We start from the raw sequence: 23257 nt of genomic DNA, 5'->3' as shown, positions 1-23257 counted from the left end.
CCCCGCCCCGCCTCACGCCATCGACCCGTGCCAGCGGCACCTCGTGGCAAAGGAACAGGGCAAAGGAAAGGCGCGAATTGCCACGGCGCCCGCCCCTGCGGACAGCCGCGGCCCGCCGCCTCGACGCGCCGCGCCGCGACCCGGCACCGGGCCTATTTGGTCAGGATCAGCTTGTTCTGGGCGGTGAGCCGCAGCTGATAGGTCTGGTCGCCATGGGCGATGGTGATGAGCCGGCCGGCCACGAACAGGTCGCGGCTGTCGAGCTGGGTATCCACCATCGGAATGGCCCGCACCGGGCCGGAACCGCCGCCCGACCACCCCTCGCCCATGGGCTGAGCGTCTGACCAGGCGGCGCGGAGATATTCTTGCTTGGTCATTTTTGAATCACTCCAGATCACTGATTGCCATGAACCGCAGTATTCAAGCTTCATTCGGCTACTTTAGAAGCATTCAATATTACAGTCTTCAGCCGTATTGTTTGGATAATACGTGCTGTCGCGTGGATCAACATGGCATGCGACGATATGGAGACATTCTCAATCACGCGGGCATCGCGCACCGGCCGCAAGCGCCCCGCTTAACCCCTCACCAGCGCAGCAGGCGCGCGCCCAGCACCGCCCCCAGCGCCCCCACCGCGCCGATGGCAAGGGTGTACCAGACGGCCACGAACAACGGCGAATCGTCCGGGCAATGGGCGGCGTAGAAGAACGCGCCGATGGCGCCGGCGAGCAGGCCCGCCACCAGCCCGGCCACCGGCGCCTGGGCGGGGGCGCCGCGCCGCAGCGCCCAGAGCGCCAGCGCCAGCGGCGCCAACGACAGGCCCGGCACCGCCACCAGGCACACCGCCCAATTGGTGCCCACCAGCCGCGCCTGCCAGCCGGTGGCCGGCACGCTCAGCAGTTCCACCACCACCGCGCCGACCAGCAGCACCGCCGGCAGCCACAAAAGCCGCAGCGCGCGCAGGTGATCGGCACCCGGGCGCGACAGCACCAAAGCCAGGCGTGCCGCCGTCACCACAAGGCTTGCGGTGACCGCGAACTTGAACAGGAAGCGTGGCGATGCCAGCGCCGCCGCGAAATCAGGACGGGGCCCCAAAGTGAGCAGCAGCGCCACCGCCGCCAGCAGCCCGCCGGCGATCACCGCGCCGATGAGGCCCGCCACCAGTGACGGCCCATGGGGGCGGGCATCGGCGGCGAGAGCCAGGATCAGGTCGTCGGTCTTCATGGCTTGGCTCCTCCATAGGCCGCGGCGAGACGCTTCAGCGCGCGGTGCAGTGCCACCCGCACCGCCCCCTCGCTCATGGCCAGGCGCTGGCCGGCTTCCCGCGCGCTCGCCCCCGAGAGATAGACCGCCTCCACCACCGCGCGCTCGCGGTCGGACAGGCTCTGGGTGAGGCGGGCCACATCGCGTTCCGCCAACCCCGCCTCGGCCGGCTCCGGGGCGGCCACCTCCTCCAGCACCGAGTCCAGGGCGTCGAGGGGCACCTCGGCGCGACGCCCCTGGCGGCGCAGCACATCGAGCGCCTTGTGGCGGGTGATAGCCCATACCCAGGGCATCAATGGCGTGCTGCGGTCCCAGGTCTGCCGCTTCAGATGAATGGCAAGCAGGGTCTCCTGCACCACATCCTCGATCTCGCCCGAGCCCTGTCCGGCGCGTGCGAGCATGCGTTGCGCCACGCGCCGCAGCACCGGCGCGAGTTCGCTGAGCAGGCGATGGTAGGCCGCCGTGTCGCCGTCCAGTCCGGCACACATGAGCTGGGCCCAGTCCTCGCGCATGGAAGCGACGATGTTCACCTCCCTTGTTCGCACGCCGGCGCACCGACGTTACAGCCGCCCGCAGAATTTCCGACGATCGCCGCCGATGCGAACACAGGCGCGTGATGCCGGTAACGCCGCCCCCGGTGGCCGCGAAGTGCGGATGAGGTCGCGATGGACGCGGCCTTTCTCACACGGAGCAATCCCATGAAGCCTGTCGCCACCCTCGCCATCCTTGGCAGCCTGGCCGCCACCCTCGCCGCCGTCTCCACCCCCGCCGCCGCCCAGGAGGCGGGCAAGGAGAAGTGCTTCGGCGTCGCCCTCAAGGGCCAGAACGATTGCGCCGCCGGTCCCGGCACCACCTGCGCCGGCACCGCCAAGATGGACTATCAGGGCAATGCCTGGAAGCTGGTGCCGGCGGGCACCTGCACCACCCTCAAGACCCCCCACGGCATGGGCTCCCTCACCCCCATCAAGTCCTGACCCCGGCGGCCGCGTCCGGCCGCCGCGCCGCCACCATCCGGGCGCCCCGCGGCCCGGGTGGTGGCCGGCGCACACCGTGTCACAGGAGAGCCCCATGCCCGCGCATCCGCCCCGTCACGACGTCGCCGTTGGCGCGCTGCCCGCCGGCCCCGGCGTCGGCTACAAGCCGCAGCATTTCGCGGCCATCACCGCCGCCGCCCAGCCGCTCGCCTTCTTCGAGGTGCACGCAGAAAACTACATGGGGGACGGGGGCCGCCCCCATGCGGACCTGACGCGGCTGCACCAGGATTATGCCGTGTCCATCCACGGCGTCGGCCTTGGCCTCGGCGGCAGCGCGCCGCTGGATGCGGCCCACCTCGCCCGTCTGGTGCGGCTGTGTGATCGCCACCAGCCGGAGCGTTTCTCCGAGCACCTGGCCTGGGCCGGCCACGACGGACTCTTCCTCAATGATCTGCTGCCCCTGCCCTACACGCCCGAGCGGCTCGATCAGGTGGTGGCCCATGTGGACCAGTTGCAGGAGGCGCTCCGCCGCCAGATCCTGCTGGAGAACCCGGCCACCTATCTCACCTTCGCCGAAAGCACGATCCCCGAGCCCGAGTTCCTCGGCGAGATCGCCCGCCGCACCGGCTGCGGCCTGCTGCTGGATGTGAACAACCTGTTCGTCTCCGCCACCAATCACGCCCTGAGCCCGCAGGCGCTGCTGCGGGCCTTTCCCCTCGCGCCGGTGGGCGAGATCCACCTGGCGGGCCACGCCTCTGCCACCAGCGCGGGCCCGGCACCGCTGCTGCTGGATGCCCATGGCGGGGTGGTTGCAGATCCCGTCTGGGCACTTTTCGAGACCGTCATCGCCCGCACGGGTCCACTGCCCACGCTGATCGAATGGGACAATGACGTCCCCGCCTGGCCCGTCCTGCGGGCCGAGGCCGAGCGTGCCGGCGCGGTGCTCGCCCGGTGCCGGAAGGCGGCTTGAGATGACCGCGCCCGCCCTGCCCCCGCAAACCGGCGATGCCGCCTTCGCCCACGCCTGCCTCACCCCCGCGGCGCCGCCGCCCCAAGGCCTGCGCGCCGCAGGGGGCGATCCCGTGGCCCGGCGCTTCGCCATTCACCGCACCACCGTGCGCGTCACCCTGATTGATGCCCTGGCGGTGGCGTTTCCGGTGGTGCGGGCGCTGGTGGGCGACGCCTATTTCGTCGCCGCCGCCGGCGCTTTCGTGGCGCACAGCCCGCCGCGCTCACCGGTGCTGGCGCATTACGGCCAGGAGTTTCCCGAGCATCTGGCGCAGCTTCCGGGCACCGCGCCGCTGCCCTATCTGCCCGACGTGGCGCGCCTGGAACGGCTGATGATCGAGGCCTATCACGCCGCCGATGCCCGCGCCGCGTGCCGAGCCGACCTCGCGGCCGAGACCCTCGCCGCCGCCGCCACCCTGCCTCTGGCCCGCCATCCCGCCACCCGCTGGCTGCGCTCGCCCTGGCCGGTGGTCACCCTGTGGCGCATGAACAGCGGCCACCTGCCACTGCGCCCGCTGGACCAGTGGACCGCCGAGGCGGCCCTGGTCACCCGGCCGGAGCTGGACGTGGAACTGTCGCTGCTCCCCCCGCACTGCGAACGGCTGCTGGAGGAGCTGGCGACGCCGCGCACGCTCGGCGCCCTGGCGGAGCGGCTCGCGGCACCGGCGGATCTCGCCACCGTGCTGCCCCCGCTGCTCGATCGGGGGGCCCTCACCTGGCCAACCACAAGCCAACCGCGACCGGGAGGTGCCTCGTGATGACCACGCTGCCCCTGTCCCGCTTCTGGGATGATGTCCTAGCGCTGGGCGCCCGCATCTTTCCGGCCGGCGTCTTCTTTCAGTCGGGCCTCACCAAGCTCGACGCCAACGGACACGTCTCCGACAGCGCCATCTACCTGTTCCGGGAAGAGTATCGTCTGCCGCTGCTGGACCCCACCTGGGCCGCCCACATGGCGAGCGCCGCCGAGCTCGGCCTGCCGGTGCTGCTGGTGGCCGGGCTCGCCACCCGGCCCGCCGCCTTCGCCCTGCTGGTGATGACCCTGGTCATCGAGATCTTCGTCTATCCCGATGCCTGGCCCACCCACGGCACCTGGGCCACCTTGTTCCTGCTGCTGGTGCTGCGCGGCCCCGGCCGGCTCTCCCTCGACCACCTGCTCGCGCGCTGGTGGGCCCGGCGCCGTGAGGCGGCCGGCGAGCCGCGCCCCTAGCCGCCGTGGGCGAGGGCGCAGCCGCTGGCCGCGGTGAGGCCGTTGGGCGCGCCCCAATCGTTCTGCGGCAGGTTCGCATAGGGCCCGTCATAGACCTGCTTCTGCTTGGCGAACTGGGTCACCTGGCCCGTAGCGGGATCGAAATCGATGATCCAGAAATAGTCGTAGGTAGCCCCCGGCCAGGAGGCCAGGGCACCGGGCACATCCTTCAGCCCCAGCAGCCCATAGAGGGTGGAGGGGGCTTCCGGCCGATGGCCCGAGGCCTTTGCGCCATCCTTGTGCCCGCCGCCCTTGTGTGCCCCCTCTGTCTGGCCGCTGTCATGGGGAGCATCGCCGTGGGCCTTCGCCGCCCCGGCGGCCGGGGCCTTCTCCTTCTTGGCGATGTGGTCGTGCTCCCAGGTGATGACCACGGTGCTGCCGTTCCAGATCGGGTCGGCGAGCAGGTTCTGAACCAACTGCCCGGTCCGCACGTCGATGGTGTCATCCAGCGCCTGGGCGCTGCCGCCGGGCAGGCTCGAATAGAGGGTCACCGGCATGGCCCACGACATGGCCGAGGGTGAAATGGTCTCCAGCGTGTGCAGGGTGACGGCGAAGAATGCCTTGGGCGTCTCGCCGGGGCGAAACAGGCTTTGGGTCGCGCTCTTGCCGAGATAGCGCGCCGCCAGCGCCTGGGCCCGTTCGGCGCCGGTCGCGCACAGGCGATAGGCATCCTGCTTCTCGCCGTGGCGCAGCAGGATGATGCGGGCCGGGGCCGCCATAGCCGCCGTGGTGGCGAGCCCGAACACACCCGCAAGCGCCGCGACAGCAAGGCCCGTGCGGCCCCTGGCAAGCCTTCCGACAGCCGCGCCGCGACCCTCCACCGTGCGCATCGTCATCCCCCATCTCCCCAGAATCGAAGCCGGAGAGCAACTTAACGACTGGCCGCACCACACGCAGCGTCAATTTCAGGACCCATCGCCCCATCACCCCCGTTGCGGCAAGGCCCTTCACACTCCGGCGCGAACGTGCTTCAAGGCGAGCAGTCAAGTGCAAGGTCCGGATTGGAGGCGGGGCACGTCCATGCTCACTATCAGGTTGGCATCCAGCGCTCGGGCCATGATGCTGCTGACAGGCCTCACCGGCCTGAGCGCCGTGGCCGTGGCGCAGAACTCGCGCCCCCACGTGGTCATCACCCCGCGCGTCATCCAGCTGCCGGTCATTCCCCAGGGCAATTACCTCGATCCGGGCCCTGGTCCGGCGATCCGCCCCGACGTGAAGATCGGCAACGACCGCAACATGAACTACGCCTTCCCGCCGGATCTCACCGGCGGCTGGGGCGGTGGCCCGCCCGGCGATCCCACCAACAACGGCTCCTGGAGCCCGCTCGCCGGCAACACGCCGAGCTTCTGAGGGCTTGCCGCCTAGCAGCTCCCTTTTGCTGAGCAGAACAGGGGCGCGATGAAGACCCTGTTTCTGCCCGGCGCCGGCGCCAGCGCGGACTTCTGGAAACCGGTGGCCCGGTGCGCCGGGATCGAGGGGATGTTCCTCTCCTGGCCCGGGCTCGGCCATGAGCCGGCCCGCGCTGATGTGAGCGGCCTCGACGACCTGGTGGCGCTGGTTCTGCGGGAGATGGACGAGCCCGTCCATATGGTCGCCCAGTCCATGGGTGGGCTGATCGCCGTCAAGGCCGCCCTGGCGGCGCCGCACCGGCTGGCGCGACTGGTGCTCACCGCCACCTCTGGCGGCATTCCGACCACGCCGCTCGGCGCCATCGACTGGCGACCGAACTATGACCGCACCTATCCTCGCGCCGCGCGCTGGCTCGCCTCCGCCGGCGCCGACCTCTCCGCACAGATCGCGACCCTGCGCACGCCAACCCTGCTGCTGTGGGGGGATCGTGATGCCATCAGCCCGCTGCCGGTGGGTGAGCGGCTGGCCGCCCTGCTGCCCGCCGATTCGCGGCTGCATGTGGTGGCCGGCGGCGACCATGACCTGGCGCAGACCCATGTGGAGGAGGTCGCGGCGCAGGTTCGCGCCCACCTCGTCCCCGGCTCCTGACATCGCGGACAGGGCGACGCCGCGGGCAAAAAGAAAACGGCGGGGACATCCCCGCCGTTTCCAAACATCCGGTCTGAACCGCTCGTCCGCGCTCAGCGCTTGGAGAACTGGAACGAACGACGCGCCTTGGCCCGGCCGTACTTCTTGCGCTCGACCACGCGGCTGTCGCGGGTGAGGAAGCCGCCCTTCTTGAGGGGGGAGCGCAGTTCCGGCTCGTAATAGGTGAGCGCCTTGGAGATGCCGTGACGCACCGCACCGGCCTGGCCGGAGAGGCCGCCGCCGGCCACCGTGCACACCACGTCATACTGGCCTTCACGGGCCGCGGCCTGGAACGGCTGGTTGATCATCAGACGCAGCACGGGACGGGCGAAATACACCTCGATATCCCGGTCGTTGACGGTGATCTTGCCGGTGCCGGGGCGAACCCACACGCGGGCCACGGCGTCCTTGCGCTTGCCGGTGGCATAGGCGCGGCCGAACTTGTCCAGCTTCTGGACATGCACGGGAGCAGAGGACTCCTCGGTGGCGATGGACGCAGCGCCGAGGGCGTCGAGGGACTGGAGAACCTCGGCCATGTCAGTTCCTCACGTTCTTACGGTTGAGAGCCGCCACGTCGAGAGCGACCGGCTGCTGGGCCTCGTGCGGGTGGGACGGGCCCTTGTAGACACGCAGGTTGCCGAGGATCTTGCGGCCGAGCGGGCCGCGGGCGAGCATGCGCTCCACCGCCTTCTCGATGACCCGCTCCGGGAAGCGGCCTTCGAGGATGAACTTGGCGGTGCGCTCCTTGATGCCACCCGGGAAGCCGGTGTGGTGGTAGTAGGCCTTCTGGTCCTTCTTGCGCCCGGTGAACACCACCTTCTCCGCGTTCACGACGATGACGTTGTCACCGCAGTCCACGTGGGGGGTGTAGATGGGCAGATGCTTGCCCTTCAGGCGCATGGCGATGATGGTCGCGAGACGGCCCACTACGAGGCCGCTGGCGTCGATCACCACCCACTTCTTTTCGATATCGGCGGGTTTGGCCGAATACGTCTTCATGGGTCGGTTTCCGATTATAAAGGCCGGCCCAGACGGCAGGTCCAAGAACCCACCCCACGCTCCGGCGATGTAGGCGGCTTGTAGCGGACCCCCAAAGGCGCGTCAACGTCATTGTGCCACAATTTATATATGAATATCAATTACTTAGAAAAATGGTAATTTAACACCATCAAAAAAGTGCCGAAAATTCGAAGGGTTCCGCCCCCCTGCCGTTCGACCACCGCAGACCTCCGCTCAGGCCCCGACTTGCGGCCGGGCGGGCGTGGCGGTGTCCACTGCCGGGCGGGCATAGGTGGAGAGGGTGACGCGGTTTCGACCGCTCTGCTTGGCGATGTAGAGAGCGGCATCCGCATCGGCGAACAGCTCGTCCTGCGGCCGCCCGCCATCGGCGCACGCGGCCACACCGACCGACAAAGTGGCGTGAACTTCGCCTTCCGGCAGAGTGATGATCAGCGCTTCAAAGGCCCGGCGAATGCGTTCGGCCACCACCTCGGCCTGCCCGAGCGCCGCGTGGGGCAGGCGGCAGACGAACTCCTCGCCCCCCAGCCGAAAAGCCTGATCGCTGCGGCGGATGCAGCGTTCAATGGCCCGCGCCGCCTCCACCAGCACCGCGTCGCCCACGTGATGGCCAAAGCCGTCGTTGATCTTCTTGAAGTGGTCGATGTCGATCACCAGCAGGGCATAGGGCGCCTGGTTCTCAGCGCCGGCAGCATCGAAGGCGCGCCGGTTCAGCAGCCCGGTCAATTGGTCGTGCAGGGCCAATTGGTGATACTGCTCCGCCACCCGCTCGCGCGAGAGGGAGACCATCAGAATGGTCACCGCCAGCGCCACCAGCAGCACCGCCAGATTATAGGCGATGGCGGCCCAGGCTTCCGTCGGGCCCAGCCCCAGGGGGGCCGGCAGGACCGGCGCATAAAGATGGCTGACCACCTGGAATACGGCGTTCGCCCCGAGAATCGCCGCCAGCGCCGCCCGCGAGGGCAGCGGCTCTTCCTGCCGGCCGCGCCAGAACTCATAAGCGGCCAGCCCGTTGAACGCGCCGATGACCAGGCCGCGCACCACCGAGCTGACATAAGCCTCGGGGGCGCCGGGGGCGCCGATGCCCGGCAGCAGGCACCACACGGCGATGACCGCCACGACCGGCAGCAGCACCCCGCGATGACCGTTGAACACGCGCGCCGCCTGCCACACGGCGCCATAGGCCAGCATGATCAGCACCACGGCCAGCCGCGGCGCCAGAACATCCGGCAAGGCATCGTGGCCGGCGCTGGCGCCCGCCGCCAGCAGACCGAAGACGAACGGCAGGCACCACCACAGCAGGCCGCCGGTGCGCGATTGCCAGAACCAGTAGAACAGAAACAGGCTCCCCAGGACGGCGAGCGCGACGCCATTCCAGATGATGAGGGTTTGGATGTCGATCATGGTAACAGCAGCGAGAGGTGCGGGCAGCGCGTCCGTTCTAGACCTTCGCGCGGCGTTCCGGAATGGAGTAAGTCGCCACGCAATGAGCCACGAGGTCGCGGTCGGACGCACCGCGGATGCCCACATCCCCCACCGCCAGCCGTTTCCCCAGCTTGATCAGCCGGGCATCGGCGAAGATGGCACCCGGTTCCGGCTTGCGCAGGAAATTGATGTTGAGGCTGGTGGTGACCGCCAGTGCCACCGGCCCGATCCGCGCCAGCAGGGCCACATAAACCGCGATGTCGGCCAGCGCCATCAGGGCGGGGCCGGAAACGGTGCCGCCCGGGCGCAGATGCTCGTCCGCCGCATCGAGCCGCACGGTCACGAGGTCGGTGCCCACCCGCTCGATGTGGTGGGCGCGCCCGGGGCCGAAGGCCTGGGGAAACTCGGCGTGGAGAAACCGCTCCATCGCCGCCTGGCTCATCGCCGCCTGCGCCACCCCTGCGTCCATGCCCGTCATCCCTCGCCTCCCCATCGCTGCCCCACGATGCCGGCTTATATGCCGGCCGAGCTTTGGCTCGCGCCGCGCTTGCGCATAGAATGCCGCGAACCAAGAGCAAACGCAGCACCACCGGGAGAAGATCGCCCATGCCCGTTCCCACCGCCGCCCACGCCGAGACCTCTTCCACCCCGGAAGCCGTGCTTAAGACGGAGCTTCGGGACGGCGTCGCCACGCTCACCCTGGCCCGCCCGCAGGCGCGCAACAGCCTGTCGGAAGCCATGATGGCGGCCCTCACAGGGGCGCTGGCGGAGATCGCCCGGGACGACGCCGTCCGCGCCGTGGTGCTCACCGCCGAGGGGCCGGTGTTCTCCGCCGGCCATGATCTCAAGGAGATCCAGGGTCATCGCGGCGATGCCGATCGGGGCCGCGCCTATTTCGAGGACGTGCTGAAGCGCTGCTCCACGCTCATGACCGCCATCGTGCGGCTGCCGCAGCCGGTGATCGCAGCGGTGGAAGGTATGGCGACCGCGGCCGGCTGCCAGTTGGTGGCGAGCTGCGATCTGGCGGTGGCCGGCGCGGATGCCCGCTTCTGCACGCCCGGCGTCAATATCGGCCTGTTCTGCCACACCCCCATGGTGGCCCTGACGCGCAACCTCGCGCCCAAGCACGCGCTGGAAATGCTGCTGCTGGGCGAATGGGTGCTGGCGGAGGATGCCTATCGCATGGGCCTGGTGAACCGGGTGGTGGAACGGGGCGCCGCCGTCACCGCCGCCACCGAGCTCGCCGGGCGCATCGCCGCCAAGTCACAGGTGCCGGTGAAGCTCGGCAAGGCCGCCTTCTACGCCCAGGCCGAAATGGGGCTCGACGACGCTTATGCCTATGCCTCGCGGGTCATGACCGAGAACATGCTGGCCCGCGACGCGGACGAAGGCATTTCGGCGGTGCTCGCCAAGCGCGCGCCGCAGTGGGAGGACCGCTGAGGCGGCGCGGTTAACCTTCTCTCAACCATAAATCGGCTCTTCTGCCAGGAGAGGCCCCAGCACTGCGCCGGGGCAACGGCAGGACAAGCCCCATGGTCCCGCGCATCACGGTCCCGAAGCTCCCCCAAGGAGTTGGCGCCCGGTGGTCCCGCCTGGTCGCGACGCCCCACCGGGTGGGCGGCTTTGGCGCGGGCGCGGCGGTGCTGGCGGCACTGGCGCTGGCCAGCGCCCTGCCACCTCGCTTCTCGGCCACCGCCGCCGTGACCTTCGATGTGGGTGCGCAGCCCCCGGCCGCGATGGTGAAGGGCATCAGCCAGGTTCTGGCCTCGCGCGAGATGGCGCGGGATGTGATGGCTCACCTGTCCGCCGACGACGTGGCGCGGCTCGCGGCGGGCGACAGCCTGTTCGCCGCAGCCGCCGAATCCGATGCGAAGACCCTCGCCGACGAGGCGGCGCGGCGCACCGTCCAGGCGGTGGAGATCTCCGCCCAGGACGGCGGGCGCACCCTGCGCATCTCGGTATCGACCCCAACCCCCAATCTGGCGGCCCGCCTGGCCAATGCCTATGTCACCGCCGCCGTCGACCTCAATGCGGGCACCCGGGCCACCAGCGGGGCCGGCGCCGCCCGGCTGCCGGGATTGAGCGCGGGAATACCCGCCACACCGCGCCTCGTTCCCGATCTGCCGGGGCCGGTGTCCCTGGCGCTGCTGGCCGCCGCCATCGGCACCTTCGGCCTGGGCCGTCGCCGGCGACGGGAGCCGCCGCGGCAGGGGCGCCTCAATCCGTCCGACCTGCCCCGCGAGCTTTCCAGCCACCATCGCATCAGCTGGCTCGATGGCACCGAGAGCCGTGGCCTGCCCATCGCCGATGCGGTGCCACTGCTGGTGCCCCATGCCCGGGCGGTGCCGTCGGCCGCCGCCGGGCGCATTCGCGGGCGCCTGCTGCTCGTCACATCCGATGGCCTGCCCGAGCCCGCCAACGCCTGCGCCACCACCCTCGCCCGCCGGCTGGCGGATGAAGCCGGCGTGGTGCTGGTGGTGCTGGGCCACACCGGCAACGGCACCGAGATGCTGGCCGATCTCGGCTGCGAGGTCAGCGCGCCGGGCATGCGCGAGCTGCTGCTCGGGCGCGCCCGCTTCGGCGAGACCCTGCATCGCGATCCCCACTCCCGCGCCCACATCATCCCGCCCGGTCATCTGCCCCCCGGCAGCACCAATGCCATGGGCCTCGACCCGGCCAGCGCCAGCCCCCTGGCGGCGGTGCTGGAGGCGCTGCGGCACACCTATGATTATGTGGTGGTGGCCAATCCGCCCCTGCTGGCCGACGACACGGCCTTGCCCAGCCTCGACCCGCTGGTGGTCTGCCTGCACGCGGACAGCGCCCCGGCGACAGCGGCGGTGGAGAGTTTCGACGCCCTGGCCCGGATGCGCTTCTCGCGGGTGGTGATGCTGCGCCACGAGACCGGCGAGCCGCCGGCGGATGCCCCGCTGGGCGACGATCTCCTCGTCGCGGCGCCGATCACCGGCCCCCTGCCGATGCCCAGCCCCGCGCCCACGGCGGACGCCGAAAGCGCACCGGCGGAACCGGCGCATATGGAAGACGAGCCGCTGCCGGCCCTGCGCGGCGCCGCCTGAACCTTCAGGCCTTGCGGTCGGGCCGTTCCATCCAGGAGATGAGCACGCCGGCGGGCAGCACCCACAGGCTGCCCAGCAGCACGTAGCACACGGTCTGCAGCGCCCAGTGCAGTTCGGTGACCCGGCCTTGCGCCAGTGCCATGGCGCCAAGGGCCCACACCACCACCAGAGCCAGCATCAGCACGGTGCCGATGAGCTTGCGAACGCGCTGGGGCATGGTCGCGGGGCCTCCTGTTCCATGGACGATCGCGCGCCTTGTGGCGCGCCGCTCCCGCCCTCTATAACGGATTGGCCGCGAGAGCCACGGCAGAATGGCCCGCCGGCGGGAGAGAACGCCATGCTCCAGCCCAGTGGACCCGTCGCGGGGCCGCGTGACGCCGCGCGATCAGAGACGCCATCGACCGATGCGCTGCGGCCGGTGCGGCTGTGGCTTTATGCGGTCGCGGCCCTCATCATCGCCATGGTGGTGGTGGGCGGCGCCACCCGTCTCACCGAATCCGGCCTCTCCATCACCGAATGGAAGCCGGTGACCGGCGCCCTGCCGCCCTTGTCCCCGGCCGAGTGGCAGGCCGAGTTCGAGAAATACAAGGCCATTCCCCAATACCAGATCCTCAACCAGGGCATGGGGCTCGCCGCGTTCCAGCGGATCTATTGGTGGGAATGGGGGCATCGGCTGCTGGGGCGGCTGATCGGCGCCGCCTTCCTGCTGCCGTTCCTTTACTTCGCCGCCCGCGGGCTGCTGCGCGGCCGCCTGCTGCGGCGCTGCCTCGGCCTGTTTCTGCTGGGGGGTCTGCAGGGCGCGGTGGGCTGGTGGATGGTGGCTTCCGGCCTCACCCTGCGCACCTCGGTGAGCCAGTATCGGCTCGCCGTACACCTCACCCTCGCCTGCCTGATCCTGGCGGCCGTTGTCGCGGTCGCCCGCAGCCTCACGCCCCGGGCCGCCCTGCCCCCGGTCGCCACGCGCGTGCGCTGGGGGGCGCTGGCGCTACTCGCTCTGGTGCTGGTGCAGATCTTCGCCGGTGGGCTGGTGGCGGGCCTCGATGCGGGCATGGCCTTCAACACCTGGCCGCTCATGGACGGGCGCCTCATCCCGCCCCTCGACCAGTTGGCGCCGCAGCGGCCCGGCTGGGTCAATCTGTTCGAGAACCCGTTCACCGTGCAGTTCGATCACCGCATGATCGCCTATGCCCTCTGGGGCTTCAGCCTCGTGCACGCGCTCGATGCCGGCCGCGCCGATCCCCGCGCCGCCCGTGGCGCCTGGCTCCTGTTTGTGCTGGTGAGCGTGCAGGCGGGGCTCGGCATCGCGACCCTGCTGCTGATGGTGCCGCTGCCGGTGGCCCTTGCGCATCAGCTGGGCGCGACCCTGGTGCTCGGCGCCGCCGCCATCCATGCCACGGATCTCGCGGCCCGCCGCCCGGAGCAGGCCGGCGTGCCCCTGCTGCGCGTTCAGCGCAGCAGATAGGCGACCACCGGGGCCATCATCACGTTGAACAGGCCCGCCAGCACCATCACCAGGCCGGCGATGGAGCCTTCCTCGCCCCCGATCTGGTGCGCCTTGGCGACGCCGGCGCCATGGGCGCCCATGCCGAACAGCGCGCCCCGCGCCAATGTGGAGCGCAGCGGCATCACCTTCAGCAGGATCTCGCCCAGCGCCGCGCCGACCACGCCGGTGAGCACCACGAACACCGCCGTGAGATCGGGAATGCCGCCGATGTCATCGGACACCGCCATGGCGAACGGGGTCGAGGTGGAGCGCGGCATCAGGCTGAGCTGCACCGTGTGGGAAAGGCCGAGCCAGGAGGCCATGAAGAAGGCGGCCACCATGGCGATGGACGAGCCCACCAGCACCCCCAAAAGCAGCACCGGCCAATGGCGCAAAATCATCGCCCGCTGCTCATAGATGGGAATGGCGAAGGCCACCGTGGCCGGGCCCAGCATCAGCACCAGCCAATGGGTGGAGCGGATGTAGTCGGCGTAGCGCGCATGGAGGCTGAGGGCGATGAGCCCCACCATGATGGGCGTCAGCAGCAGGGGCGAGGTCCACCAGAACCGCCAGCGACGGCCGATGACCCGGGCGATGAGGTAGCAGCCGATGGTGACCGCCGACCACAGAAGGGTGGCTTCGAAGGGATCAAGCGCCGGCATGATGTGCCTCCCGCCGGGCGCGCCAGCGGTAGCACAGGTCCACCGTCAGCGCCGTGCCGCCCATCACCAGAACCGTGCCCACCAGGATGACGGCGACGATCTTGAGGCCGAGCAGGCCGACGAATTCATGATGGTCCAGCACCGCCATGACCGCCGGCACGAAGAACAGCAGCATCTCGGCGATCAGCCAGTAAGCACCACGCCGCACCGCCGCCGGGCGGATCCAGCCGCTGGCGAGCAGCGCCAGCACCACCACCATGCCGACAATGCCGCCGGGCAGCGGCAGTTGCGCCAGCCGGACGATGGCCTCGCCCAGCATCCAGAACAATGCGAGCACGACGATCTGCAGCAGCCCCGAGCGATGGAGCACAGAACGGAAATAAAGGGCGCTGCGCCGGAACGCGCGCGCGGGAGCGGGCATTTTGGTAAACATGGTGGGCACCTCCAGTGCCGACACCGCTAAGATAGTCACGCCCCGACTATAATGAAAATGAATTGACTGAATTCAATTCATTCCATATAGGCATATTATGGAATTGCGGACGCTCCGGGCCTTTGTCGAGGTGGTGCGCCAAGGGGGCTTCTCCCAGGCGGCCAAGGTGGTGTTCGCCACCCAGCCCACCATTTCCAAGGCCGTGAAGCAGCTGGAGGACGAGCTGGGCGTGCCGCTGCTGGACCGCATCGGCCACAAAAGCATGCTCACCACCGCCGGCGAGATCGTCTACCGCCGCGCCCTGACCATGCTGGCAGAGCGGGATGATCTGGTGGCCGAGCTCGCCGATCTGCGCGGACTGAAGACCGGCTCGCTGCGGCTCGGCCTGCCGCCGCTGGGGGCCAGCACCCTGTTCGCGCCGCTGTTCGCCGTCTATCGCGCCCGCTATCCGGGCATCGACATCCGCCTCACCGAGCAGGGCTCCAAGCGGCTGGAAGAGATCGTGCTGGCCGGCGAGGTGGAGCTGGCCGGCTCGCTGCTGCCCACCACCGACGATTTCGATTTCCAGCCGGTGCGCTGCGAGCCGCTGATGGTGGTGATGCCCAAGGATCACCCTTTGGCGGGTCAGGAGCGCATCGGCATCGGTGCCCTCTCCGCCTCGCCGTTCATCCTGTTCGAGCGCGGCTTCGCCCTCAATCGGGTGCTGGTGGACGCCTGCGAGCGCAACGGCTTCGCCCCCACGGTGGCGGCGCGCAGCGGGCAGATCGACTTCATCGTGGAATTGGTGGGCGCGCGGCTCGGCATCGCCTTCCTGCCGCAGACCATCGCCCGGCAGCGCAGCACCCCGGCGGTGAAGCTGGTGCTGCTGGACGAGCCCGGCACCCAATGGCACATGGCCCTGGTGTGGCGGCGCGGCGGCTATCTCTCCCACGCGGCGCGGGCGTGGGTGGAACTGACCCGGGAGATCTATGGAGCAGAGGGGGGAAGCGGCATGCCCGCGACCCCGGCGCCGTAACCGGGCCCTGCGGGGCGGCCGAAGGCGTCGCACGCAGCCGGCGCTGATGCCGGCCAGATCGGTGCGAACCGACCGCAGGCGCGCCTGCGGTCGGAACCGGTTTCAGACGATCAGGCCCAGCGGACCTCGACGATCTCGAACGAACGGGCGCCCTTGGGGGTCACCACCTCGACGGAGGAGCCCTTCTGCTTGCCGATCAGGGCCCGGGCCATGGGCGAGGAAATGGAGATGCGGCCAGCCTTGGCATCCGCCTCGCTGTCGCCGACGATCTGCCAGACCCTCTCTTCTTCCGTATCCTCATCCACCAGGGTGACGGTGGCGCCGAACTTGACGATATCGCCGGAGAGCTTGGACACGTCGATGACCTCGGCGCGGGACAGCTTGTCCTCCAGCTCGGCAACGCGCCCTTCGTTCAGCGACTGCTGCTCCTTGGCGGCATGATATTCCGCGTTCTCCGACAGGTCGCCGTGGGCGCGCGCCTCGGAAATCGCGGCGATGATCCGCGGACGCTCCACCTGCTGGCGCTGCTTCAACTCCTGCACAAGGGCATCATAGCCCCCGGCGGTCATGGGAATCTTCTCCATGGGTCCTTTCAAGACCTCCCGAAACTGATCAACGCGCAGCCGGCCGCTTTCGGCCCGCCACGCCTGAAATGCACCGTCACCGCAAAACGCACGACGCGCGGCACGGCTCCTCGTGCCCGCCCCCGCGCGCCCGCCGCCAACGGCGCGCCTCGCAAGGGTGATCGCACGACGCAAATGCGCGGGGACGTAATCCCCGCGCGTTCCATCACGCCGTCAGCGGACGGCGGCGCTGCTCCGCGCGAGAGGGTTGTGATCGGCGTGGAAATAATCCTGGAGTGGACGCACCTTCAGGTCGCCCCCCACATAGGCCTTGATCCCCTGCGCCGCCGCGACGGCACCTGACAGCGTGGTGTAATACGGCACTTTCTGCAAGAGGGCGGCCCGCCGGAGCGAGCGGCTATCCGCAAGAGCCTGGGCACCCTCGGTGGTATTGAACACCAGTTGCACCTCGCCATTCTTGATGGCGTCGACGATGTGCGGTCGGCCTTCCAGCACCTTGTTGATCTTGCTGGCGGTCACCCCATGCTCTTCGAGGAAGCGCTGGGTGCCCGAGGTGGCGATCACCTTGAAGCCCAGTTCCTGCAGCATCCGCACCGACGGCAGGATGCGGGCCTTGTCCTGCTCCCGCACCGAGACGAACACCGTGCCGGACTTGGGCACCTTGGTGCCGCCCCCCAGCTGGCTCTTGGCGAAGGCCACGCCGAAGTCGGTATCGAGCCCCATCACCTCGCCGGTGGAGCGCATCTCCGGGCCCAGCACCGTATCGACGCCGGGGAAGCGGGCGAACGGGAACACCGCCTCCTTGATGGCGATGTGGTCGAACACCGGCGGCTTGAGATGGAAGCTCTCGAGCTTCTCGCCGGTCATCACCCGCGCCGCGATCTTGGCGATGGGCAGGCCCACCACCTTGGCCACGAACGGCACCGTGCGCGAGGCGCGCGGGTTCACCTCGAGGACGTAGATGTCGTCGTCCTTGATGGCATACTGCACGTTCATGAGGCCGCCGACGCCCAGCGCCAGGGCCATGGCCGCAGTCTGCGCCTTCAGCTCGTCCAGGATCTTCGGGCTCAGCGAATAGGCCGGCAGCGAGCAGGCACTGTCACCCGAGTGGATGCCGGCCTCCTCGATATGCTCCATGATGCCGGCGACGAACACGTCCTTGCCGTCACACAGAGCGTCGACGTCCACCTCGATGGCATCCGACAGATAGCGGTCGAACAGCAGCGGGTTCTTGCCGAGCACCGTATTGATCTGGCCGGTCTTGTCGTTGGGATAGCGCGCCTTGATCTCCTGGGGCACCAGGCCCGGCAGGGTCTCCAGCAGGTAATCGCCGAGCTGGCTGTCCTCGCGGATGATCTGCATGGCCCGGCCGCCCAGCACGTAGGAGGGGCGCACCACCATGGGATAGCCGAGCTCGGAGGCCACCAGCCGCGCCTGCTCCACCGAATAGGCGATGCCGTTGGCCGGCTGGCGGATGTTGAGCCGCTCCAGCAGGTGCTTGAACCGGTCGCGATCCTCGGCGAGATCGATGGCGTCGGGCGAGGTACCGAGGATCGGCACATTGGCCGCCTCCAGCGCCTTGGCGAGCTTCAGCGGGGTCTGCCCACCGAACTGCACGATGACACCCTTCAAGGTGCCGTTGGTGCGTTCGCGGTCGAGCAGTTCCAGCACGTCCTCGGCGGTCAGCGGCTCGAAATAGAGCCGGTCTGAGGTGTCGTAGTCGGTGGAGACGGTCTCCGGGTTGCAGTTGACCATGATGGCCTCGTAGCCGACGTCCTTGAGGGCGAAGGCCGCGTGGCAGCAGCAATAGTCGAACTCGATGCCCTGGCCGATGCGGTTGGGACCGCCACCCAGGATCACCACCTTCTCCCGGTTCGAGGGGCGCGCCTCATCGGCGGGCACGCCGGCGAACGGCGCCTCGTAGGACGAATACATATAGGCGGTGGGCGAGGCGAACTCGGCGGCGCAGGTGTCGATGCGCTTATAGACCGGGCGCACGTCGAGCGCGTGGCGCTGGGCGCGCACGTCCGCCTCATGCCGCCCGCTCAGGGTGGCGAGGCGGGCATCGGAAAAGCCCATGGCCTTCAGGCCACGGAAGGCGCCGGCCGTGGCGGGCAGGCCGAACTTGCGCACCTTCTCCTCGGCATCGACGATGGCGCGGATCTCGCCCAGGAACCAGGGGTCGATCTTGCAGGCCGCGTGGATCTGCTCGTTGGTGAGGCCGAGGCGCATGGCCTGGGCCACATAGAGCAGCCGGTCGGGGGTCGGGGTGCCCAGCGCCGCGCGGATGGCGTTCTTGTCGTCGCCCAGGCCGAGGCCCTCGATCTCGATGTCGTCGAGGCCGCTGAGGCCGGTTTCCAGCGAGCGCAGGGCCTTCTGCAGGGATTCCGGGAAGGTGCGGCCGATGGCCATGGCCTCGCCCACCGACTTCATGGCGGTGGTGAGGGTCGGCTCGGCGCCGGGGAACTTCTCGAAGGCGAAGCGCGGCACCTTCGTCACCACATAATCGATGGTGGGCTCGAAGGAGGCCGGCGTCGCGCCGCCGGTGATGTCGTTGGCGATCTCGTCCAGGGTGTAGCCCACGGCGAGACGCGCGGCGACCTTGGCGATGGGGAAGCCGGTGGCCTTGGAGGCCAGCGCCGAGGAGCGCGACACCCGCGGGTTCATCTCGATGACGATCAGCCGGCCGTCCTCGGGATTGACCGCGAACTGCACGTTGGAGCCGCCGGTTTCCACCCCGATCTCGCGCAGCACCGCCAGCGAGGCGTCGCGCATGATCTGGTATTCCTTGTCGGTCAGCGTCAGCGCCGGGGCCACCGTGATGGAATCACCGGTGTGCACGCCCATGGGGTCGATGTTCTCGATGGAGCAGATGATGATGCAGTTGTCCGCCTTGTCGCGGACCACCTCCATCTCATACTCCTTCCAGCCGAGCACGCTCTCTTCCACCAGCACCTCGTTGGTGGGGGAGGCATCGATGCCGCGCTCGATGATCTCGATGAACTCCGTCTTGTTGTAGGCAATGCCGCCGCCAGTGCCGCCCATGGTGAAGGACGGGCGGATGATGGCGGGCAGCCCCACCTCCTCCAGCGCTTCCAGCGCCTGGGGCAGGGTCTTGATCTGCCGCGATTTGGGGGTCGACAGGCCGATCTTGGTCATGGCCTCGCGGAACAGCTCGCGATCCTCGGCCTTGTCGATGGCTTCGGCGGTGGCGCCGATCATCTCGACGTCGAACTTCTCCAACGTGCCCATCTTCTTGAGCGAGAGCGCGCAGTTGAGCGCGGTCTGCCCGCCCATGGTCGGCAGCAGAGCGAAGCCCTTGGAACGGTCGCCGCGCTCCTTCTCGATGATCTTGGTGACGATCTCGGCGGTGATGGGCTCGATATAGGTGGCATCCGCCATGTCCGGATCGGTCATGATGGTTGCCGGGTTGGAATTGACCAGAACGACCCGGTACCCCTCCTCCTTCAGCGCCTTCACCGCCTGGGTGCCGGAATAGTCGAATTCACACGCCTGGCCGATGACGATCGGGCCGGCGCCGATGATGAGGATGGTCTCGAGGTCTGTGCGTTTCGGCATGTCGCTTTAGCGCTCTGGCTCATCTTGGCCCCCCGCATGCGGCGCGACCCGACGCCACCGGGCGCGGATCGCAACATGCTTCAGGCGCAAAAAAAGGGCCGCGGGTCACGCGCCCCCTGCAGGATGGCACCTGCCGCAGGGCGACAGATACGGCTCAAGCCGGCGAGACCCGCGAAAAATCGCGCGTGCCGGCTCTTAGATGGGCTTCCTTAGACCATAATTCCGGGCGACGGAAGACGCCTTGCCCGCTCCTCACGCATGAGAGCCTCCCGTGGTGTTCACAAGTCCGGTGGCCGCGCTCCGCAACGGCATCCGCCGCTACCGCCCCCTGCTGCGGCAGATCCTGTCCTTCGGCTGGGTGGGGCTGGTGGCCACCGGCGCCCATTTCGCCACCCTCGCCTTCACCGTGGAACGCGGCATCGCTGGCCCGGTGACCGGCTCGGTCATGGGCTCGCTGGTGGGCGCAGTGGTGTCCTACGTGCTGAACCGGCTGTTCACCTTCGATTCCACCCGCTCCCACGCGGGGGCCGTGCCGCGATTCGCGGTGGTCGCCCTGGGCGCCTTCGTCCTCAACGCGGTGCTGATGGATCTTCTGGTGCACCGGCTCGGCGTCTATTACCTGGCCGCCCAGGTGGTCGCCACCGGCATCACCCTCATCTGGACCTTCTCCGGCTACCGCATCTGGGCATTCGCCGATCGCTCGCTCCACCGCGGCTGAGGCGCTTCAGCGGTAGTTGATCCAGAACAGGCCGACGGTGGGATTGGCCGCCCGCAGCTTGGCATCGCGCGACGACACCCGGCGCGGACCGGACAGCGGGCCGAGGGCGGCATCCCCCACGGTGGCGGGCAGCGCGAGCTGCAGCCCGACCCGACAGCCGCCACCGATATTGCCAAGCCGGCCACCCTGCCAATCGGCCACCACGCCGCCGTTCTCACCGCCGAAACCCTGGATGCGGAACGGGCCGCCATTGGCCTTCTCCACATCCGCGAGCGAAGTGCCAATGCCGATGCCGTTGACGCTCCAGGCGCTCTCCTCGGTGAAGGAAATGCGGCGGGGCGCGGCCATGGCACCGGGATCCTTCCAGGCGATTTCCATGGCGAGCCCGGGATCATTGGGTAGCACGATGAGGCCGGGGGAGGTGCTGCCATCGGGCGAGGTGATGGTGCCGGTGGCCACGTTCGCCTGGCCAAAATCGGCGGCGAGGTTCACCGCCGTCGTGTCGGGCGCGAACGGCCCGGTGCACTGGAACTGGCGCGGCCCGGCGGTGGGCTTGGGAATGGCGACGATGGTTTCAGAGTAATCGCCGAACGCATCGCTCTGCTTGACGACGCCGGTGCCCCAGCTGTCGGGCGAGCCCTGGCAGGCGGCCAGACCAAGCGCGCCGCCCGCAAGCAGCATCAGGACGCGAAGGCGAACGGGGCGACACAGGTCCATGACGGGCCTCGGGCAGGCGGTGGGATGAACGGCGCGTCGGCACCGCCGGCGAGAGGCCAGCGGCGCCTTGCGAGGTTCATAGCCGGTTCCGCATCCGGCGGCCAGCGGCGCCCGCCCCCGCCTACTCCGCCACCAGCTCAGGCACCCCCGCCCACCACGCCTCCACCTCAGACAGGTGCGCCGGCACCACGCGGGCCATATCGCCGACGAAATCGCCCCACTCCCCCGAGACTGACGGGGACACCGACGTCAGCACCGAGAATTCCGCCGCCACCGCCGCATAGAAAGCCGAAGTCAGGCCGCGCCCCTCCGCCTCCTGCCGGCCAAACTTGGAGAGGATGACGACCGTATCCGCCGCCGCGCCACCCTCCGCGCTCCGGGCGGCGATGGCCGTCTCGACCCCGGCGCAGGCCGCTGCCAGCCCCTCGGGATCCAGACTGCAGCCGGCCGCGCCCGGCCCCAGGTCCTGATGCAGGCGATGGGTGTCGCCGGTGGCGAGATCGAGCAGCATGATGTCATGATGGGAGACACCCGGCGCCATGTCCTCCACCACGCCCAGCACCCGCACCCCCGCCGCCTTCAGCCGTTCCGCCGCGGCGATGAGGAGATGCTGGATCTCCTCCCGGTCACCGCCCTGGACGGCAAGAATCGTGGGTCTGTGCGGCATCTCCGCCATGGCGCGCTCTCAGCTTCAAACGGTTCCGGGAGGGCACCGGCTGGCCCATGCGCCGCCCACGCCCCTCCGCGACCTATATATAAGCAACAATAGCACTCTCAATCCAAGCCCGATGGCTGGGACCAACCGCCGCGTTGCGCGGCATGGGCGCCACCTGCCCAAACGGTAGGCAGATTTCGTCCCATCCTCGCCACAGATCGTCCCTAAGCAGGACCGAATCGAGGAGGTATCCCACCCCGTGACACGCGCCTTCCGCCTCGCCGCCGCCTGCGCGGCCGGCCTTCTCTGCGCCGGCCTCACCGCCCTGCCCGCCCTTGCGAAGCCACAGCATGACCCGAAGCCGCAGCATGACCCCATGATGCTGCATCTGAGCCCGGCCACCCGCGTGGAACAGCGCTGCAACGCCCGCGCCATGGGGGAGATCCAGCGCCAGCACCAGGGCATGCGCCCCGATGAGCTGGTCGCCTATGCCTTCGCCGACACCAAGGTGGGGGCCGACACGGTCTCGGCTCCCGGCGCCGCGGTGCGCAGCGCCGGCCATTGGTACCGCCTTTCCTATCGCTGCCAGACCTCGGCCGATGGCATGGACATCCGGTCGTTCAGCTATGAGTTGGGACAAGAGGTGCCGCGGGCCGACTGGTCGGCCCATTATCTCGTCCCCTGAGGCGCGGGCCCCAGCGCGGGCTCAGTGCAGATCCTGGGTGTAGACGAACTTCGGCATGTGCCAGTTGAAGCGCAGGGCAAGCAGGCGCAAGGCGAGGCCGGCCAGCATGGCGCCGATCATCAGCGGCTCATGCGGCAGGCCCAGCGCCCCGCCGCCCACATAGAGGCCGCCGGTGACGATGGACACGGTGGCATAGAGCTCGGCCCGGAACAGCAGGGGCACGTCGGCACACAGCACGTCCCGCAGCACGCCGCCGACGCAGCCGGTGATCATGCCCGAGGCGATGACGATGATGACCGGCATGCCGAGCCCGAGGGCGATGTTGCAGCCGATGATGCTGAACACCACCAGCCCCACCGCATCCAGGAACAGGAACAGGTAGCGCAGGTGATGCATGTAGCGGGCGATGATGATGGTGGCGAGCGCCGCGCCCGAGGTGATGAGCAGATAGGAGGGATGCTCGATCCAGGTGAGCGGATGGCGCCCCAGCAGCACATCACGCACCGAGCCGCCGCCCAGCGCGGTGATGGAGCCCAGCAGGCACACCCCCACCCAATCCATCTGCCGCCGCCCCGCCGCCAGCGCCGCCGTCATGGCTTCGGCGACGATGGCGATGATGTAGAGGATCTTGAAGAGCAGCGCCGTTTCCATGTCCCCGCCTCCCGCCTGTTCTCCCTCGGCT

28 protein-coding genes are annotated in these 23257 nt (G+C 69.1%); 12 read left to right on the top strand and 16 right to left on the bottom strand.

The window, feature by feature from the left end:
- Positions 1-152: 152 nt before the first annotated feature.
- From ACU4E7_RS14375 to ACU4E7_RS14365, 3 genes are all read right to left on the bottom strand, one after another.
- Positions 153-329 carry a hemin uptake protein HemP gene (locus ACU4E7_RS14375; protein WP_238122021.1) on the bottom strand — a complete coding sequence of 59 codons (177 nt, stop codon included), beginning with the start codon at positions 327-329 and terminating at the stop codon, positions 153-155.
- Between the two features lie 256 nt (positions 330-585).
- Positions 586-1224, bottom strand: coding sequence for an NrsF family protein (locus tag ACU4E7_RS14370; protein WP_238121670.1), 639 nt, complete (start codon positions 1222-1224; stop codon positions 586-588).
- Entirely contained in the window at positions 1221-1793 is a 573-nt protein-coding gene (locus ACU4E7_RS14365) for a sigma-70 family RNA polymerase sigma factor (protein WP_337927124.1), read from the bottom strand. Before ACU4E7_RS14365 ends, ACU4E7_RS14370 begins: the two co-directional genes overlap by 4 nt.
- A 168-nt stretch (positions 1794-1961) precedes the next feature.
- Here ACU4E7_RS14365 and ACU4E7_RS14360 point away from each other — a divergent pair, with 168 nt between their 5' ends.
- The 4 genes from ACU4E7_RS14360 (at position 1962) to ACU4E7_RS14345 (ending at position 4452) form a co-directional block, all read left to right on the top strand.
- Positions 1962-2237 carry a BufA1 family periplasmic bufferin-type metallophore gene (locus ACU4E7_RS14360; protein ID WP_238121669.1) on the top strand — a complete coding sequence of 92 codons (276 nt, stop codon included), beginning with the start codon at positions 1962-1964 and terminating at the stop codon, positions 2235-2237.
- 94 nt (positions 2238-2331) lie between these two features.
- Entirely contained in the window at positions 2332-3207 is an 876-nt protein-coding gene (bufB, locus tag ACU4E7_RS14355; RefSeq protein ID WP_238121668.1) for an MNIO family bufferin maturase, read from the top strand.
- 1 nt (position 3208) lies between these two features.
- Complete coding sequence (locus ACU4E7_RS14350) at positions 3209-4003, top strand: HvfC/BufC family peptide modification chaperone (RefSeq protein ID WP_447019239.1); 795 nt, start codon at positions 3209-3211, stop codon at positions 4001-4003.
- Positions 4003-4452, top strand: a complete 450-nt coding sequence (locus ACU4E7_RS14345) for a DoxX family protein (protein WP_447019238.1) — start codon at positions 4003-4005, stop codon at positions 4450-4452. The genes ACU4E7_RS14350 and ACU4E7_RS14345 overlap by 1 nt, the downstream gene beginning before the upstream one ends.
- On the opposite strand, the gene ACU4E7_RS14340 is transcribed toward ACU4E7_RS14345, so the two are convergent.
- A complete protein-coding gene (locus ACU4E7_RS14340) occupies positions 4449-5327 on the bottom strand; it encodes a histidine phosphatase family protein (protein ID WP_447019237.1) in 879 nt (292 codons plus the stop codon). The genes ACU4E7_RS14345 and ACU4E7_RS14340 overlap by 4 nt on opposite strands.
- 220 nt (positions 5328-5547) lie before the next feature.
- Here ACU4E7_RS14340 and ACU4E7_RS14335 point away from each other — a divergent pair, with 220 nt between their 5' ends.
- Both ACU4E7_RS14335 and ACU4E7_RS14330 read left to right on the top strand, forming a co-directional pair.
- Positions 5548-5841, top strand: a complete 294-nt coding sequence (locus tag ACU4E7_RS14335; RefSeq protein WP_238121664.1) for a hypothetical protein — start codon at positions 5548-5550, stop codon at positions 5839-5841.
- 48 nt (positions 5842-5889) lie between these two features.
- The gene (locus ACU4E7_RS14330) at positions 5890-6489 is read left to right on the top strand and encodes an alpha/beta fold hydrolase (protein WP_447019236.1); all 600 of its coding nucleotides are present in this window, start codon (positions 5890-5892) and stop codon (positions 6487-6489) included.
- A 92-nt stretch (positions 6490-6581) separates the two neighbouring features.
- Here the strand turns inward: ACU4E7_RS14330 and rpsI are convergent, their stop codons facing one another.
- The 4 genes from rpsI to ACU4E7_RS14310 all read right to left on the bottom strand — a co-directional run bounded on the left by rpsI (position 6582) and on the right by ACU4E7_RS14310 (position 9448).
- Positions 6582-7064, bottom strand: coding sequence for a 30S ribosomal protein S9 (rpsI, locus tag ACU4E7_RS14325; RefSeq protein ID WP_238121662.1), 483 nt, complete (start codon positions 7062-7064; stop codon positions 6582-6584).
- Between the two features lies 1 nt (position 7065).
- Positions 7066-7527 (bottom strand): 50S ribosomal protein L13, encoded by a 462-nt coding sequence (gene rplM / locus ACU4E7_RS14320; protein WP_238121661.1) that lies wholly within the window; start codon positions 7525-7527, stop codon positions 7066-7068.
- 234 nt (positions 7528-7761) lie between these two features.
- Entirely contained in the window at positions 7762-8949 is a 1188-nt protein-coding gene (locus ACU4E7_RS14315) for a GGDEF domain-containing protein (RefSeq protein WP_447019235.1), read from the bottom strand.
- 37 nt (positions 8950-8986) lie between these two features.
- Positions 8987-9448: a PaaI family thioesterase gene (locus ACU4E7_RS14310; RefSeq protein WP_447019234.1), complete on the bottom strand. Its 462-nt coding sequence runs from the start codon at positions 9446-9448 to the stop codon at positions 8987-8989.
- A 128-nt stretch (positions 9449-9576) separates the two neighbouring features.
- Here ACU4E7_RS14310 and ACU4E7_RS14305 point away from each other — a divergent pair, with 128 nt between their 5' ends.
- Together ACU4E7_RS14305 and ACU4E7_RS14300 are read left to right on the top strand one after the other, a co-directional pair.
- On the top strand, positions 9577-10410 hold the full coding sequence (locus tag ACU4E7_RS14305; protein ID WP_238121658.1) for an enoyl-CoA hydratase: 834 nt from the start codon (positions 9577-9579) through the stop codon (positions 10408-10410).
- Positions 10411-10502: 92 nt separating this feature from the next.
- Positions 10503-12044, top strand: coding sequence for a hypothetical protein (locus ACU4E7_RS14300; protein ID WP_447019233.1), 1542 nt, complete (start codon positions 10503-10505; stop codon positions 12042-12044).
- Between the two features lie 4 nt (positions 12045-12048).
- Here the strand turns inward: ACU4E7_RS14300 and ACU4E7_RS14295 are convergent, their stop codons facing one another.
- A complete protein-coding gene (locus ACU4E7_RS14295) occupies positions 12049-12261 on the bottom strand; it encodes a DUF2842 domain-containing protein (protein ID WP_238121656.1) in 213 nt (70 codons plus the stop codon).
- A gap of 120 nt (positions 12262-12381) precedes the next feature.
- Between ACU4E7_RS14295 and ACU4E7_RS14290 the strand changes: the two genes are divergently transcribed.
- Positions 12382-13506, top strand: a complete 1125-nt coding sequence (locus tag ACU4E7_RS14290) for a COX15/CtaA family protein (protein ID WP_447019232.1) — start codon at positions 12382-12384, stop codon at positions 13504-13506.
- Here the strand turns inward: ACU4E7_RS14290 and ACU4E7_RS14285 are convergent.
- Both ACU4E7_RS14285 and ACU4E7_RS14280 read right to left on the bottom strand, forming a co-directional pair.
- The gene (locus tag ACU4E7_RS14285; protein WP_238121654.1) at positions 13491-14189 is read right to left on the bottom strand and encodes an LrgB family protein; all 699 of its coding nucleotides are present in this window, start codon (positions 14187-14189) and stop codon (positions 13491-13493) included. The two genes, ACU4E7_RS14290 and ACU4E7_RS14285, sit on opposite strands and share 16 nt — an antisense overlap.
- Positions 14176-14610: a CidA/LrgA family protein gene (locus tag ACU4E7_RS14280; protein ID WP_238122019.1), complete on the bottom strand. Its 435-nt coding sequence runs from the start codon at positions 14608-14610 to the stop codon at positions 14176-14178. Before ACU4E7_RS14280 ends, ACU4E7_RS14285 begins: the two co-directional genes overlap by 14 nt.
- Before the next feature lie 109 nt (positions 14611-14719).
- Here ACU4E7_RS14280 and ACU4E7_RS14275 point away from each other — a divergent pair, with 109 nt between their 5' ends.
- Positions 14720-15637 (top strand): LysR family transcriptional regulator, encoded by a 918-nt coding sequence (locus ACU4E7_RS14275; RefSeq protein ID WP_238121653.1) that lies wholly within the window; start codon positions 14720-14722, stop codon positions 15635-15637.
- Between the two features lie 110 nt (positions 15638-15747).
- Here the strand turns inward: ACU4E7_RS14275 and greA are convergent, their stop codons facing one another.
- Both greA and carB read right to left on the bottom strand, forming a co-directional pair.
- Positions 15748-16221, bottom strand: a complete 474-nt coding sequence (gene greA / locus ACU4E7_RS14270) for a transcription elongation factor GreA (RefSeq protein ID WP_238121652.1) — start codon at positions 16219-16221, stop codon at positions 15748-15750.
- A 213-nt stretch (positions 16222-16434) separates the two neighbouring features.
- Positions 16435-19800: a carbamoyl-phosphate synthase large subunit gene (carB, locus tag ACU4E7_RS14265; RefSeq protein WP_447019231.1), complete on the bottom strand. Its 3366-nt coding sequence runs from the start codon at positions 19798-19800 to the stop codon at positions 16435-16437.
- Positions 19801-20071: 271 nt separating this feature from the next.
- On the opposite strand from carB, the gene ACU4E7_RS14260 reads away from it, so the two are divergent.
- Positions 20072-20518 carry a GtrA family protein gene (locus ACU4E7_RS14260; RefSeq protein ID WP_238121650.1) on the top strand — a complete coding sequence of 149 codons (447 nt, stop codon included), beginning with the start codon at positions 20072-20074 and terminating at the stop codon, positions 20516-20518.
- 6 nt (positions 20519-20524) lie between these two features.
- Here ACU4E7_RS14260 and ACU4E7_RS14255 read toward each other — a convergent pair whose 3' ends face one another.
- A complete protein-coding gene (locus ACU4E7_RS14255; protein ID WP_447019230.1) occupies positions 20525-21235 on the bottom strand; it encodes a hypothetical protein in 711 nt (236 codons plus the stop codon).
- A 121-nt stretch (positions 21236-21356) separates the two neighbouring features.
- Positions 21357-21911: a DUF2478 domain-containing protein gene (locus ACU4E7_RS14250; RefSeq protein ID WP_238121648.1), complete on the bottom strand. Its 555-nt coding sequence runs from the start codon at positions 21909-21911 to the stop codon at positions 21357-21359.
- A gap of 238 nt (positions 21912-22149) precedes the next feature.
- On the opposite strand from ACU4E7_RS14250, the gene ACU4E7_RS14245 reads away from it, so the two are divergent.
- A complete protein-coding gene (locus ACU4E7_RS14245) occupies positions 22150-22575 on the top strand; it encodes a DUF930 domain-containing protein (protein WP_447019229.1) in 426 nt (141 codons plus the stop codon).
- Positions 22576-22596: 21 nt separating this feature from the next.
- Here ACU4E7_RS14245 and ACU4E7_RS14240 read toward each other — a convergent pair whose 3' ends face one another.
- Positions 22597-23226, bottom strand: coding sequence for a trimeric intracellular cation channel family protein (locus tag ACU4E7_RS14240; protein ID WP_447019228.1), 630 nt, complete (start codon positions 23224-23226; stop codon positions 22597-22599).
- Positions 23227-23257: the final 31 nt, after the last annotated feature.

Source organism: Xanthobacter sp. ZOL 2024, from assembly GCF_052932325.1.
This window is presented reverse-complemented; position numbering and strand designations above follow the sequence as displayed.

What these genes read in the sequence shown, in the direction of transcription:
- ACU4E7_RS14360 (WP_238121669.1), top strand. Translation starts at nt 1,962, where the DNA reads ATGAAGCCTGTCGCCACCCTCGCCATCCTTGGCAGCCTGGCCGCCACC.
- ACU4E7_RS14345 (WP_447019238.1), top strand. Translation starts at nt 4,003, where the DNA reads ATGACCACGCTGCCCCTGTCCCGCTTCTGGGATGATGTCCTAGCGCTG.
- ACU4E7_RS14250 (WP_238121648.1), bottom strand. Translation starts at nt 21,911, where the DNA reads ATGGCGGAGATGCCGCACAGACCCACGATTCTTGCCGTCCAGGGCGGT.
- ACU4E7_RS14375 (WP_238122021.1), bottom strand. Translation starts at nt 329, where the DNA reads ATGGGCGAGGGGTGGTCGGGCGGCGGTTCCGGCCCGGTGCGGGCCATT.
- ACU4E7_RS14290 (WP_447019232.1), top strand. Translation starts at nt 12,382, where the DNA reads ATGCTCCAGCCCAGTGGACCCGTCGCGGGGCCGCGTGACGCCGCGCGA.
- rplM (WP_238121661.1), bottom strand. Translation starts at nt 7,527, where the DNA reads ATGAAGACGTATTCGGCCAAACCCGCCGATATCGAAAAGAAGTGGGTG.
- ACU4E7_RS14350 (WP_447019239.1), top strand. Translation starts at nt 3,209, where the DNA reads ATGACCGCGCCCGCCCTGCCCCCGCAAACCGGCGATGCCGCCTTCGCC.
- ACU4E7_RS14300 (WP_447019233.1), top strand. Translation starts at nt 10,503, where the DNA reads ATGGTCCCGCGCATCACGGTCCCGAAGCTCCCCCAAGGAGTTGGCGCC.
- ACU4E7_RS14280 (WP_238122019.1), bottom strand. Translation starts at nt 14,610, where the DNA reads ATGCCCGCTCCCGCGCGCGCGTTCCGGCGCAGCGCCCTTTATTTCCGT.
- ACU4E7_RS14310 (WP_447019234.1), bottom strand. Translation starts at nt 9,448, where the DNA reads ATGACGGGCATGGACGCAGGGGTGGCGCAGGCGGCGATGAGCCAGGCG.
- ACU4E7_RS14335 (WP_238121664.1), top strand. Translation starts at nt 5,548, where the DNA reads ATGATGCTGCTGACAGGCCTCACCGGCCTGAGCGCCGTGGCCGTGGCG.
- ACU4E7_RS14255 (WP_447019230.1), bottom strand. Translation starts at nt 21,235, where the DNA reads ATGGACCTGTGTCGCCCCGTTCGCCTTCGCGTCCTGATGCTGCTTGCG.
- ACU4E7_RS14295 (WP_238121656.1), bottom strand. Translation starts at nt 12,261, where the DNA reads ATGCCCCAGCGCGTTCGCAAGCTCATCGGCACCGTGCTGATGCTGGCT.
- greA (WP_238121652.1), bottom strand. Translation starts at nt 16,221, where the DNA reads ATGGAGAAGATTCCCATGACCGCCGGGGGCTATGATGCCCTTGTGCAG.
- ACU4E7_RS14305 (WP_238121658.1), top strand. Translation starts at nt 9,577, where the DNA reads ATGCCCGTTCCCACCGCCGCCCACGCCGAGACCTCTTCCACCCCGGAA.
- rpsI (WP_238121662.1), bottom strand. Translation starts at nt 7,064, where the DNA reads ATGGCCGAGGTTCTCCAGTCCCTCGACGCCCTCGGCGCTGCGTCCATC.
- ACU4E7_RS14285 (WP_238121654.1), bottom strand. Translation starts at nt 14,189, where the DNA reads ATGCCGGCGCTTGATCCCTTCGAAGCCACCCTTCTGTGGTCGGCGGTC.
- bufB (WP_238121668.1), top strand. Translation starts at nt 2,332, where the DNA reads ATGCCCGCGCATCCGCCCCGTCACGACGTCGCCGTTGGCGCGCTGCCC.
- carB (WP_447019231.1), bottom strand. Translation starts at nt 19,800, where the DNA reads ATGCCGAAACGCACAGACCTCGAGACCATCCTCATCATCGGCGCCGGC.
- ACU4E7_RS14275 (WP_238121653.1), top strand. Translation starts at nt 14,720, where the DNA reads ATGGAATTGCGGACGCTCCGGGCCTTTGTCGAGGTGGTGCGCCAAGGG.
- ACU4E7_RS14340 (WP_447019237.1), bottom strand. Translation starts at nt 5,327, where the DNA reads ATGACGATGCGCACGGTGGAGGGTCGCGGCGCGGCTGTCGGAAGGCTT.
- ACU4E7_RS14330 (WP_447019236.1), top strand. Translation starts at nt 5,890, where the DNA reads ATGAAGACCCTGTTTCTGCCCGGCGCCGGCGCCAGCGCGGACTTCTGG.
- ACU4E7_RS14315 (WP_447019235.1), bottom strand. Translation starts at nt 8,949, where the DNA reads ATGATCGACATCCAAACCCTCATCATCTGGAATGGCGTCGCGCTCGCC.
- ACU4E7_RS14370 (WP_238121670.1), bottom strand. Translation starts at nt 1,224, where the DNA reads ATGAAGACCGACGACCTGATCCTGGCTCTCGCCGCCGATGCCCGCCCC.
- ACU4E7_RS14240 (WP_447019228.1), bottom strand. Translation starts at nt 23,226, where the DNA reads ATGGAAACGGCGCTGCTCTTCAAGATCCTCTACATCATCGCCATCGTC.